Below are 12,301 nucleotides of genomic sequence, written 5' to 3'. Positions count from 1 at the left end.
TTACGGAATATTTATAGGATCAGCAGGGAAAGTGATGGTGAACGCGGTGCCTTTGCCCAGCTCGCTGGCACAGGAGATGGCGCCGTTCATCAGCTCACTGTATTTTTGAACGATATGCAGCCCAAGGCCGGTGCCCTGGATATTGCTCACATTGGTGCCACGGTAGAACCGTTCGTAGAGGTGCTGTTGGTCTTCCTGTGACATACCGATGCCATAATCTTTGACCATGAGGGTAAACTGGTTGTCTTCCATGCGGGTATACATTTCAATGATACCGTCGGGGGCGGAGAATTTAATGGCGTTGCCCAGCAGGTTCATGGCGATATGCCGGAGCAGCGAGGTATCCAGCCAGCAAATATCTTCGCCGGTATGTTCATACCGGATGGTTTGTTTTTCTTTGATAATACCTTGCATCTCCTGTATGATGGTTTGGAAATACTCTTTGATCTGGAACATGGAGTACCGCGCCTGCAACTTGCCTTCCTCAATTTTTCCGACAGACAGGAAATCATTGAGGGTGTCTGTAAGAAAGCTGACGGCATTCACGATGCGCTGGATATGTTTGTTGCGCACCGGTTGCTCGGTTTCTGCTGCGTAGTGTTTTACGAGGAATGCGGAAGAAAGAATGGTGCTCAGCGGTGTACGGAATTCGTGAGACGCCATAGACACAAAACGGGACTTAAGGTCACCCAGTTCTTTTTCCTTGCTGAGGGCGATGGTCAGATCTTCTTTGGATGCTTCCAGGTCGGCCAGCGCTTTTACCAGTTGCTGGGTACGTTCTTCTACCATGCTTTCCAGCTCGTCGTTGAGCCTTTCTATGCGCTCTTCCGCTTTTTTCCGTTCCGTGATATTGTTGATATACGCGATCACAAAATGTCCTTCTTCGTTGGAATAGTGGCTTAAGCTGATCTCTACCGGAAACTCCGACCCGTCATGCCGGACGGCATAAAGGTCGAGGCCAATGCCCATCGGCCGGCTCTGGGGGTGGGCATTGTATCTTTCGCGGTGGCCGATATGTTTGTGATGCAAGCGCCGGGGGATCAGTTTTTCCACTTTCTGTCCTGTCAGCTCTTCCCGCCGGTAATCGAACTGGGTGAGGGCAAAATCGTTGATCAGGACGATATCGCCCTCCTGGTTGGTAACAATAATTCCGATGCTGGCATAGTTGAACAAGGCGCCAAAACGTTGTAGCTCCCTGCTTAACTGTAGTTTATACCGGCGGTCGGATTGGCTGTCGGTGATCCGGAAAAAACAGTACTGGTCTTTTTTGTGTTTTAGCACCATTTCTTCATACAAACCGATGAAGGTTTCTCCCTGGATATTTTTCCAGGGCCGTTCCTGCAACAGCGTTTCCTCCTGTGGCAGCACGTTGTGTAACACTGCTTTACCGGTACCCAGCTGGTTTTGTTCCAGCAGTAATTCCAGCGATGGGAAATCGTCGGTGCCCAACATCCCGATGCCGGTTTCATTGATATATTTCAATTTTCCGGAAGCCATCTCCCTGACGGCCACCAGGCCAGGGGTGCGCTCCATCATGGCGGCGAAAATGCTGAGCTGCAGATCAATGTCCAAATCACTGATATGTAGGTTCATGATCGTTGAGTCTTAATGGTAAAACAAGCTGTAACGCCGGAAAGGTAAGCATTTATGTGGTGGCGGCAAAGTATATGACCACTGTCATCTGTCGTGCTGACTGATCTCATTTCCGGGAAAACGTGGCTGGTGTAATATTGTATCAGCATTTTAAAGCTATGGGTTATGCAAATCTATATTAGTGAAGAAGCGATCATTGCGGACATCCAGGAACGGTTTCACCAGTTGTACCCGCGGCTGAAACTGGAGTTTTTCTACAAACCACATGCCCCCGGCGCCTGCTCTCCCGCAAAAGACAAGGTGCCTGCCAATACTCCCATCGAAAAGGTCCGGATGCAGCATAGCTTCGGCTGGCTGGATGTGAGCCACTACCGTACGGCGGTGGCGGTGGAACATGATCTGAATTACCTTTTTGGCCTGCACGCACAGGTGGTACATAAGGTCGGCCCGCTCTGGCTGCAAACTACGGGTACGGGACATCTTACACTCGAGGAACTGAATGCCGGCGACGCCGAAAAAGCCATGTTCGAATTGCCGGAAGAACCTGAAAACGAATAATCTGCTGTTATGGAAAAGATATTATTTGTGACAGATGCTGTATGCATGAGCAAGAGTTGTCTTGACTTCGCCTGTTACCTGGGTAATCTTACCCATTCCAGGCTGACCGGCGTATTCCTGGAAAATCAGGCGATGGAGCTGCGTGGGGTGGAAGATATCCGCGACAAAGGCGTGATAGCGCCTGTGCCGGGCGCACCGATTGAACAGCAAAAAGAGCTGTATCGCGATGAGAATATAAAACGTTTCAGAAATCATTGCGAGAACAATGGCGTAAACTGTACCATCCACCAGCATACCGGTATTCCGCTGACGGCGGTATTGAAGGAGAGCAGGTATGCTGACCTGCTGGTAGTGGACGCGGCCACCTCATTCTCCTGGCGGCCGGAGTCGGCGCCATCGTCCTTTGTGAAAGAGATATTGGAACGGTCGGAATGCCCGGTAGTGATTGCACCGGAGAATTTTGAGGGAATCGATGAAATTATTTTCACCTACAACGGCAGCAACGCCTCCATGTACGCAATCAAACAGTTTACCTATCTGCTGCCACAATTATTTGGGGTAAAAGCAACAGTGCTCAATGTGACTCCCGAAGGGCAGCCGGTGAAGGGGGATACCGAAAAACTGAAAGAGTGGCTGTGTATGCACTATCCGGACAGTTCCCTGATGGTGCTGGAAGACGATAATGTACAGGCACGGTTACTGGAGCACCTGTTTATGAAGGAAAAGGTCATGATCGTCATGGGCGCCTTTGGCAGAAATCAACTCTCCAACCTGTTCGTGCCCAATCCCATGAAACCGGTAGTCAAACTGGTCAGTCAGCCTGTATTTGTCGCTCACCATTAACATCATAAAAAAGCTATGACTATGAAAAAAATGATTGCTGCAGTAGATGCACTGCACTTTTCCCCTTCGCAGATAGCTACTTTCCGCTATTTCGCCCGCGAACAGAATGCCCGGCTGACGATCATTTGTCTGGACAACTTCAGCACGGAGCTGGAACCGATGACGACCATGTACCCCGAGTGTTATGCCGTCAACTATGCGCAGATCACCGCTGAAAGCAGGGCTTCGCTGGAATGGCAACGGAGCACCAATATCCGCAAGTTGAAGGAAGTATGTGAGGACGGGGCCATCTGTCTCAGAATCGTGGAAACAAATGGTTATCCTGTACAGGAAATTGTAAAGGAAAGCCGCTTTGCCGACTTGTTGTTGTTAAGCGCTGACACTTCCTTTGGCAGTCTGCCGGACGGGGTGCCTACCCGTTTCGTAAAGGAAACGCTGGCCACCGCGGAATGCCCGGTGATGGTACTGCCTAATACATTGTCTGCCATCCGGGAAATCATATTTTCCTACAACGGCACTTTTTCTTCCACTTACGCTATCCGGACTTTTACGGCCCTCTTCCCGGAATGTTACAGTATCCCGGTAAAACTGCTGTACGTGGAGGAAAAAAACAATCCTCATATTCCGTATGAAGATAAGATCATCAGCTATTTATCACTTCATTATGACCAGGTGACGACAGAGGTGCTGAAAGGAGATCCTGCCAGGGCTTTCCTGGCCTACCTGATCCGCCGCAATGATTGTATCGTGACTTACGGAGCCTATGGCCGCAGCAGTATGTCCCGCTTCTTTCACCGCAGCGATGCCGAAAACGTACTACGCACCGTGGATATTCCCGTTTTTATCACACACCCTTAGCGGCGCAGGAAATCAGCGTATAGCTGTTGCCGTCATTTTCTGACATACTTCCATATGGCGCCGCGCAACGGTCGGTGTTAAGGTCCTTGCAGAAAAATGGAAGCAGCTGTGGTGCGACGTCATTCAATGATACTCCGGTTCATAATAACGAATTTGTTAACTTTATAGCCGCCAAAGTGCCGCTGCAATGTACTGTAACAAAGTAGTGTAAAGAACAATACCTGGTATGAAAGAAAATACTGCTGATAGTATAAGTGGGTACCGACTATCCGGAGAGGGGATGAATACGATGTGTTTCAAGGCCGCAAAAACTGTTGGATGACAGGGTTTGAACAGTACAGGCCCACGCTGTTTGCGGTGGCTTATAAGATGACCAAAAACGCCATGGACGCAGAAGATATCCTGCAGGATGTATTCCTGGCGTATTCCCGGCAGGAGGCCGCATCGATCGTTCATCCGGAAAACTATCTCGTCAAAGCAGTGATATATCGCTGCTTTTCCCTGCTGGAGGCCAGAAAAAAGACCGTCTACCCGGGCATAGACCTGCCTTCACCGCTCTTTCGGGAGCGTTTTTCGTATATACATGACAGCGATATTTCCTTCGCCCTGCTGATCCTGTTGCAGACGCTGAACCCCCACGAGCGCGCCGTATTTCTCCTGCGGGAGACCTTCAGCTATTCCTATGAAGAAGTGGCCGCCATACTCGGCCTGGAACAGGACCACTGCCGGCAGCTGTTCCATCGCGCCAAAGAAAAGATCGCGGCCGGTAAGCTGCGGTATATACCCGCCGGAGAACAACGCAACGCGCTGCTCCGGGCGTTTGTAGAAGCCTGTTCTACCGGCGATACCGCCCGGCTGATGGCCTGCCTGAAAGAAGATATTACCATCTATTCGGACGGCGGCGGAAAGGTTTCTGCTGCAAGAGTGCCGCTGACAGGCCGTGGAACTGCCGCAGCATTCTTCCTGGGCATCTATGCCAAACAAGGCGCACAGCTTACTTTCGAAGTGACGGAGATCAACGGGGAAACAGGCGTGATCTTCCACGATGCCACGGGCGCCGTGGACACCGTCATGATCCTGTCCATGGACACAGACGGCATCCACACGGTGTATTTTGTCCGGAATCCCGATAAACTCTGCTAAGCGCTAAATGACTGCCGGATAAATTGTTCGTTGGCCGGCGGCATAGGCCGCCACCGGAAACCATTTGTAAAGCCGCTAATGATCAGTATCGCCGCCAGCAACCCCGCCAACACTATGGCCCGTGACCAGCGCAACGAACCTGTTTTCCGGTAATGGATGGCGGCTACATGTAAGAAAACTGCACCTATGGCCAACAGGTAATAGGGAATAAAAAAGAAAGTCACCGGGTACATGTTCAGCCCCGCCGCGGCGAAATAAAAATTGGTGTCCAGCGCCAGGGAACGGCCATATAATACGGCGCCCACATGGACCAGCAAAAAGAAGGAAAGGTATAACCCGGAATAAACCTGTATTTTCCCCGCCACAGTACTTTGTTGCCGCTTGAAAACCATCAGCAACCCCGTAGTGATCTGAAACACCACCGCCAGGAGCAGGATGGTTTCCACCACCGGATGCCGGTATACCAGGCGCAGGACCTGCATCACGGAGATATGCGCACCCACCCCCATGAGCGCCGTGAGCTGATTAAAAAGATGGAACCCGATAAATACGGATAGGGTAAGGCCCGACCAGTAGTGCCCGGTCCTGGTAAATGTTGACATCTCGCTTTTAGTCATAAAAAATCCATTTCATCATGGACAGACGAAGGAGACTTTTTGTGACAGGATGTAAAAAAAAATTTAATTATCTCCCGAAGGGCAAAAAATAACAACAGGATTATTTTCGGAGCAACTGTAATTTGGCGGCTTTAAACGCTGCTATCTCTTCCCAGCGGCCGGTGTTGAGAATGTCTTTTTTGCAACAGGCGCCGCGCCGGGCCATAGACACACCCAGTTTCACGAAATCGAAATGGGCGAGGGTGCGGGCATCGCTGTCAATAACCAGTTTAACGCCTTTGTCAACGGCCAGACGTACCAGATTATCGTTCAGATCAAGCCGGTTGGGCCTGGAATTAATCTCCATGGCTGTGCCGGTTCGTGCGGCTGCTTCAAACACGGCCTCCCAGTTCACCGGATAGGGGGGACGGATGCCAATCAACCTGCCGCTGGGATGCCCGATGCAATGCACGAAAGGATTTTCGCAGGCCCTGATCAGCCGGTCGGTATTATCTCTTGTGAAATCGGTATGTATGGATGCTACCACCCAGTCGAACTGTTGCAGGATATCATTTGCCAGCTCCGGGTCTCCGCTTTCGAGGATATCTGTTTCCACGCCTTTTTTAATATAATCAGATCCCATCAGGCCATTGACACGGTTGATTTCCGCTGTTTGCCTGAAAATGTCTTCCGGCGGCAATACGTGGTTGGGCCGTTTGGCGGAAACATGATCGGTGATGACAATGTATTGGTACTGAGGAAAGGTATGGGAAAGGTATTTGGCGATGGCGGCGATACTTTCGGAGCCATCGCTCCAGTTGGTATGGATTTGCATGTCTCCTTTGAGTTGGTTGAAGGAGATCAGGGGTGGAAGTGACTGCAATGCCGTCATGGATTGATGGTCTTCCCGCAGTTCCGGTTCCAGGTAGTCCAGGCCCAACTGCCGGTATATGTCTGTTTCCCGTTCCCCGGCCACGTATTCACCTGTTTGGCTGTCTGCCAGTCCCTCTGGCCCGAAACGGAATCCTTTCGCGGTCGCCAGGCTCTTCAGGGTGTCGCTATACTGTGCAGACCCCGTATAATACAACAGGCTTGCGCCAAAGTATTTATGTGTAGCCAGCCGGATATCTGCCTGGAGTTGGTTACGCAGTACGATACAGACATGGTGCGGGCCGATCGCAATGATGTGGTCTGTTTGAGCCATCCTGGCAAGCTTGTAAAGCAGTTTCCGATGGTCAGCTTCGTTCAGTTGCACGAGTATGTCGATATCGCCAATGGTGTCTTTTCCTCTTCGCAGGCTGCCGGTGAGCGCCGCTTTCTCCACTTCGGGGAACTGGGAGAGCGCACGCAGTAATTCATCACCTGCAAGCCGGGCATCCCATAGCGGAACGCGGCTGCCGGCCGTTTTATAAAGTTTGAATGCCCTTTTGATGTTTTTTATCTGTACCGGTTTGAGACCGTCTACGGTTTCCAGCCGTTTGTTGTTAATGGCGACGATCAGGTCACGAATGCTGTTGACACCCAACTGTTCCTGTATAGCGAATACTTCCCGGGGGGTAATGTCCCGGATGCGCCCCAGCGGGGCCAGTGATGCCGGAATAGGCGGACTGTTTTTAAGAGGTGATTTCATATGTAGTCCGGTTTTAATCACTACTAAATTAGGAGGATTGGGAATGGCATTATATGACGGGTATTACCCGCAAAGGTGATTATGATCAGGATAACCTGTAGCTGATCACTGTCAGTATTTATGATGAGTAGTGTCATTGGGACGGTCGGGGAAACCAGGTAGTTTCGGATAATAAAAACCAGGAGATGAAGTACATAGGAAAGCTGGCGTTGGAAGTAGTGGTGGCGATATTGCTGGTATGGATAGTGTGGTCGCCGTCCCGCGATCACGGGGTCAATCATCCGGAGACTTATGGTCAGGCTGCTTTTCCGGAAAAAGCTGTGGATGTTCGCCGGCCGGCGCCGGCGGGTATTGTCACCGATACCCTGGCTTACCGGCAAAAGATGCTGCAGCTGCTGCACGACTCTGCCGTTATTGCCTGGCCATACCAGCGGGATTATCCTGCCCCCGGGGCGTTATTGCCGTTTCATCGTATTGTAGCTTACTACGGAAATTTTTACACGCCTAAACTGGGTGTGCTGGGGAGCGTCCCTGTAGATTCCATGCTGGCGCGGCTGGCCGCCACGGCTGCTATGTGGAGGGCGGCAGATTCATCAACACCGGTATTACCCGCCTTTCATTATATCGCAGTAACGGCACAGCGTAACCCCGGTAAAGACGGCAAATACAGGCTCCGTATGCCGGAAGCAGCTATTGAGAAAGTGTTGGAACTGGCAGCGCAGGCACACGCACTGGTCTTCCTGGATATACAACCCGGTCACAGTACATTACAGGAGGAGCTGCCACAACTGGAAAAATACCTGGCGCGGCCGGAAGTGCACCTGGGCATAGATCCGGAATATTCCATGAAAGGAGGGCAAGTGCCTTGTTCTGTGATCGGCACCCTGGATGCGGAAGACATCAATTACGCCGGTAGCTGGCTGGCAGGACTGGTGAAACGGCATGGGCTGCCACCTAAAATACTGGTGGTACATCGTTTTACACAGGGGATGGTGACAAACTACAGGGATATCCGCCTGCGACCGGAAGTACAGATCGTGATGGACATGGATGGTTTTGGCGGCGTGGCTAAAAAGAAAGATACCTACAGAAGCTGGATTGCCCGGCAACCGGTGCAATTCACCGGTTTTAAACTGTTTTACCAGGTAGATGTCGCTACCGGCGGCCGCCTGATGGGGCCGGATGAAGTGCTGGCCCTGTTTCCCCGTCCGATTTACATTCAATATCAATAGTTATGAAAATGTTCCTCGTTCTCTTGGGCTGTTGCCTGTCCCTCGCCACTGCCGCACAGCAGCTGCCTGTATTGTGCTACCATAACATCACCACCCCGGGACAACATCAGAATGACCTGTTGCATATCGACAGCCGTCAGTTTGAACTGCAGCTGAAAACACTTGCCGACAGCGGTTATCATACCATTCTGCCGGATGAGATGGTGGCATTACTGCAACAGCATAAGCCATTCCCTGCACGCGCCTTTATGATCACCTTCGACGACTCCCATGATGGACATTACTCAATAGCAGCACCCTTGCTGCAACGTTACCATTTTAAAGGCGTGTTTTTTGTAATGACAGTCACCGTGAACAAACCGCACTACCTTTCTGTTGCTCAAATAAAAGCGTTGTCAGAGAATGGACATGCGGTGGAGAGCCATACCTGGGACCATCCCCGTCCTGACGGCTACCACGACTGGGACAAAGAGCTGCTCTTGCCGCGGCAGCAGTTGGAAAAAATCACCGGACGGCCGGTACGGTATATCGCTTATCCTTTTGGAGCGTATAATGACAGCATTATTAGGCAGGTAAAACTGGCCGGTTATAAAGCGGCATTTCAGCTCAACCGGCAGCCGGCAGAAGGAAAGGAACTGTATACCCTGCGCCGTATGCTGGTGGACGGCCGCTGGTCCGGCACGCAACTACTACGTAAAATAAGCAGATATGTAACACCCTGAAATATTGGTATGATGAACAGTATACCTTCCACCATGCGTGCCATGGTGATGGAAAAGAAAGGGCAGCCGCTGATGCTGCAAACAGTGCCGGTGCCTGTGCCCGGAGTGGGAGAGGTATTAATTAAGGTAATCGCCTGCGGCGTATGCAGAACAGACCTGCATATTGTTGATGGAGAGCTGCCGTCGCCGGTTTTACCGTTGATCCCGGGACATGAGATTATCGGTGAAGTGGCTGCCGTTGGAGAGGGAGTAACCACCCTGGCGGCAGGAGAAAAAGTGGGCGTGCCCTGGCTGGCATATACCTGTGGGCATTGCAAATATTGTTCACTCGGTCAGGAGAACTTGTGTGAACATGCGCTTTTTACCGGCTACAGTGTTCCTGGTGGTTATGCAGATTACATGGTGGCGCTCGCGGACTACTGTCTGCCTGTGCCGGCGCCCTACGCGCATCCCGGAGGGGCGCCGCTGATGTGCGCCGGCCTCATCGGGTATCGTTCCTGGCGCATGGTACCGGAACAGGCACAACATATCGGGCTGTATGGTTTTGGCGCTGCTGCGCATATACTTGTTCAGATAGCGCGGTATCATTATAAATCCGTCTATGCCTTCACGCGTCCTGATGATAAAGCGGGCGAAAGTTTTGCGCTGAAAATGGGCGCCACATGGGCCGGTAGCTCGCTGGACCCGCCGCCGGTGTTGCTGGATGCCGCTATTATTTTTGCTCCCGATGGCTCCCTGGTACCGCAGGCGCTGGCACAGGTAGACAGGGGTGGCGTGGTCATATGTGGCGGTATTCACATGAGCGATATTCCGGGGTTTCCCTACCGTCTGTTGTGGGAAGAGCGTTCGGTCCGCTCCGTTGCCAATCTTACCCGCAAAGACGGCTTGTTGCTGATGGATACGATTCAACATGTGCCGGTGTCGGCCATGGTACAAACCTATCCGCTGGAACAGGCCAATGAAGCGCTGCAGGCGTTGCGGAAAGGGGAGATAAAAGGGGCCGCCGTATTGGTCATGTGAGCAGGGTAGTAGGCGGATGGTCACTTTCTGCAGGAGGTTCTTCCTGCGGCAGTTGTTTTTTTATCTTTTCTTTCAGGGCGTCCACCCGTTGTTGCAGAGCACGGAAGTCTTTTTCTACAGAGGATTTGAAGGTTTCCCATTTATCATCCGCTACTTTGGTTTCCTCCTTTACTTTTCGCCGTAGCCTGGTCTCCTGTTTTTGAATGGCAGCTTTTTCTTTCCGGTAATAGGCTATCGTCTCCTTGCTGAGGCGGGCGGCGTCGTTTTCCATTTGGTCCTGTACCCTGTCGAGAGAGTCGAGGCCGGTACGTGTGTTTTCCTTGATGTGCCGGACAGCTGCCGCTGCCTCGCTTTCCTGCCGGACCTGTAACGGGTTGGCCATCCATATCAGCGGGAGCAGAACAAACAATTGAAAAAGTGTCATGGGGTTATAGGTTTGTGTGTAAAGAAAAATTGTTGTATGGTATTAACAGGCAAGGAAGGCGGAATGTTATAATTGCAGAGGCAGGTTATGGTTGATTTAAATCAGCCCGTATACTGACAGATCTCATTTTTCTTCTGTATGACTTACTGTAAGTTTGATCTAAAAAAAAGGAGGTACTTATGGCCACACAAACATTAACCAAACGTACAGGATTACCATCTGTATTTGACGATTTTTTCCGCCCCTGGAAAGATTGGGCGAGCGATTTTTACGGGGTGCATGCGCTGACCGTACCCGCTGTCAACGTCACAGAAGATAAGGACAGTTACAAACTGTCTATGGCTGCGCCGGGACTGAAGAAATCGGATTTTAAAATTGAGCTGGAAGGCGGGATGCTGACCATCAGTGCGGAATCGGAAAGTCAGAAAGAGGAGAAGCATGATAAATACAGCCGGCAGGAATACAACTACAGTAGTTTCTCCCGGAGCTTCCATCTGCCGGAAGGCGTTAGCAAAGACAAGATCGAAGCGCAATACGATGATGGCGTACTGAAAATCAAATTGCCAAAGAGTGAAGATGCTAAGAAGAACGGTAGGAACCAGGAAATACCTGTGAAGTGACCCACCTTACTATAACGGATACACGAAACATGAACAGCGTGCCGCCTTTTACTTTTAAAGGGCGGCACTTTTGTTTTCATATATCATTGCTGCTGCCCTGTTTTCTCCACATGCTGGAAATAGCTGTTGAGGTATTCGCTGGGCGACTTACCGGTAACGGATTTAAACACCCGGTTGAAATTGGTGATGCTGTTAAACCCACTGGTGTAGGCTACGGTAGCAATATTATCATAATTACCGTCGGTTAGTTTTTTGCAGGCTTCGTTGATGCGTACTTCGTTGAGAAACGAAACGAAGGTATGCAGGGTATGTTTTTTAAAGAAGCGGCAGAAAGCGTGCGGTGTCATGTGTACCTGGCTGGCCGCATCTTCCAGTGTGATGGGGTGTTCATAGTTGTGCATAATATAGTTGTAGATATTCCCGATGCGGATACCGTCATGGTCGCTGACGGTAACCTTTTTGTTGACAGCTGCCAGCGGGCTAATATCCGGGCATCCGGACAGTAGGCGGAGCAGTTCCACGAAGTGCATTAGTTGCTCGGGACCGTTGCTGTTGGCGATGCGGAGCATTTGTGCGGAGATGTCCGGCGTTTGCAGGGCCGGGACTTTGAACCCGCATTGCTGCTGTTGTACGAAGTTTTTCAGCGGTTTCATTTCCGGCAGGTTGAACAGCGCGGACAGGTTACCGTCGGGGTTAAAGAAGATGACCAGCGCCATGATTTTTTTGCGGCTTCTCGGGGCAAAATAGGACGGATCGCTTTTAAAGATATGCGGCTGGTTGGCGCCCAGCCAGAAGATATCGCTGGGCCGGAAAGCATGCATATTATTATCCGCCACGAGGGTACCTTCTCCCTGTTGTATCCAGGTAAGCTGCACTTCCTGGTGCCGGTGCAGGTGCGGATAAAAGTAGGGCAGCACGTCTCTTTGTACGATGATGGTTTTATCGAGGGGTACAGGTACGGTAAACTGTAAGACTTTCATATCATTGCCGGGTTGATGTTGAATTGGGTCAATATTACGAATATTAACCGTATTGTAACCTTGAGTTGAGTGAACTGGTTAA

The 12,301-nt window shown here is 51.0% G+C and carries 13 protein-coding genes; 8 read left to right on the top strand and 5 right to left on the bottom strand.

What is annotated here, in order from left to right; translation table 11 throughout:
* Positions 1-1,593: a PAS domain-containing sensor histidine kinase gene (locus tag B5D63_RS20620; protein WP_235021598.1), complete on the bottom strand. Its 1,593-nt coding sequence runs from the start codon at positions 1,591-1,593 to the stop codon at positions 1-3.
* A gap of 165 nt (positions 1,594-1,758) precedes the next feature.
* Between B5D63_RS20620 and B5D63_RS20615 the strand changes: the two genes are divergently transcribed.
* From B5D63_RS20615 to B5D63_RS20600, 4 genes are all read left to right on the top strand, one after another.
* The gene (locus tag B5D63_RS20615; RefSeq protein WP_078670735.1) at positions 1,759-2,151 is read left to right on the top strand and encodes a hypothetical protein; all 393 of its coding nucleotides are present in this window, start codon (positions 1,759-1,761) and stop codon (positions 2,149-2,151) included.
* 9 nt (positions 2,152-2,160) lie between these two features.
* Positions 2,161-2,994, top strand: coding sequence for a universal stress protein (locus B5D63_RS20610; RefSeq protein WP_078670734.1), 834 nt, complete (start codon positions 2,161-2,163; stop codon positions 2,992-2,994).
* 21 nt (positions 2,995-3,015) lie between these two features.
* Positions 3,016-3,852, top strand: coding sequence for a universal stress protein (locus B5D63_RS20605; protein WP_078670733.1), 837 nt, complete (start codon positions 3,016-3,018; stop codon positions 3,850-3,852).
* A 318-nt stretch (positions 3,853-4,170) separates the two neighbouring features.
* Positions 4,171-4,995 (top strand): sigma-70 family RNA polymerase sigma factor, encoded by an 825-nt coding sequence (locus B5D63_RS20600; RefSeq protein ID WP_078670732.1) that lies wholly within the window; start codon positions 4,171-4,173, stop codon positions 4,993-4,995.
* Here the strand turns inward: B5D63_RS20600 and B5D63_RS20595 are convergent.
* Both B5D63_RS20595 and B5D63_RS20590 read right to left on the bottom strand, forming a co-directional pair.
* Entirely contained in the window at positions 4,992-5,597 is a 606-nt protein-coding gene (locus B5D63_RS20595) for a hypothetical protein (protein ID WP_235021597.1), read from the bottom strand. The genes B5D63_RS20600 and B5D63_RS20595 overlap by 4 nt on opposite strands.
* A 115-nt stretch (positions 5,598-5,712) precedes the next feature.
* Positions 5,713-7,221, bottom strand: coding sequence for a DNA polymerase/3'-5' exonuclease PolX (locus tag B5D63_RS20590; RefSeq protein ID WP_078670730.1), 1,509 nt, complete (start codon positions 7,219-7,221; stop codon positions 5,713-5,715).
* Between the two features lie 185 nt (positions 7,222-7,406).
* Between B5D63_RS20590 and B5D63_RS20585 the strand changes: the two genes are divergently transcribed.
* The 3 genes from B5D63_RS20585 to B5D63_RS20575 are packed head-to-tail and all read left to right on the top strand — an operon-like array spanning position 7,407 to position 10,195.
* Positions 7,407-8,453, top strand: a complete 1,047-nt coding sequence (locus tag B5D63_RS20585; RefSeq protein WP_078670729.1) for a hypothetical protein — start codon at positions 7,407-7,409, stop codon at positions 8,451-8,453.
* 2 nt (positions 8,454-8,455) lie between these two features.
* A complete protein-coding gene (locus B5D63_RS20580) occupies positions 8,456-9,175 on the top strand; it encodes a polysaccharide deacetylase family protein (protein ID WP_078670728.1) in 720 nt (239 codons plus the stop codon).
* Between the two features lie 9 nt (positions 9,176-9,184).
* Positions 9,185-10,195, top strand: coding sequence for a zinc-dependent alcohol dehydrogenase family protein (locus tag B5D63_RS20575; protein ID WP_200817056.1), 1,011 nt, complete (start codon positions 9,185-9,187; stop codon positions 10,193-10,195).
* Here B5D63_RS20575 and B5D63_RS20570 read toward each other — a convergent pair.
* Complete coding sequence (locus tag B5D63_RS20570) at positions 10,188-10,619, bottom strand: hypothetical protein (RefSeq protein ID WP_078670727.1); 432 nt, start codon at positions 10,617-10,619, stop codon at positions 10,188-10,190. The genes B5D63_RS20575 and B5D63_RS20570 overlap by 8 nt on opposite strands.
* A 179-nt stretch (positions 10,620-10,798) precedes the next feature.
* On the opposite strand from B5D63_RS20570, the gene B5D63_RS20565 reads away from it, so the two are divergent.
* Positions 10,799-11,239 carry an Hsp20/alpha crystallin family protein gene (locus B5D63_RS20565; protein ID WP_078670726.1) on the top strand — a complete coding sequence of 147 codons (441 nt, stop codon included), beginning with the start codon at positions 10,799-10,801 and terminating at the stop codon, positions 11,237-11,239.
* An 83-nt stretch (positions 11,240-11,322) separates the two neighbouring features.
* Here B5D63_RS20565 and B5D63_RS20560 read toward each other — a convergent pair whose 3' ends face one another.
* The gene (locus B5D63_RS20560) at positions 11,323-12,219 is read right to left on the bottom strand and encodes an AraC family transcriptional regulator (RefSeq protein ID WP_078670725.1); all 897 of its coding nucleotides are present in this window, start codon (positions 12,217-12,219) and stop codon (positions 11,323-11,325) included.
* Positions 12,220-12,301: the final 82 nt, after the last annotated feature.

This window comes from Chitinophaga eiseniae (assembly GCF_900167135.1).
In the GTDB taxonomy this organism is placed as follows: Bacteria; Bacteroidota; Bacteroidia; order Chitinophagales; family Chitinophagaceae; genus Chitinophaga; species Chitinophaga eiseniae.
This window is presented reverse-complemented; position numbering and strand designations above follow the sequence as displayed.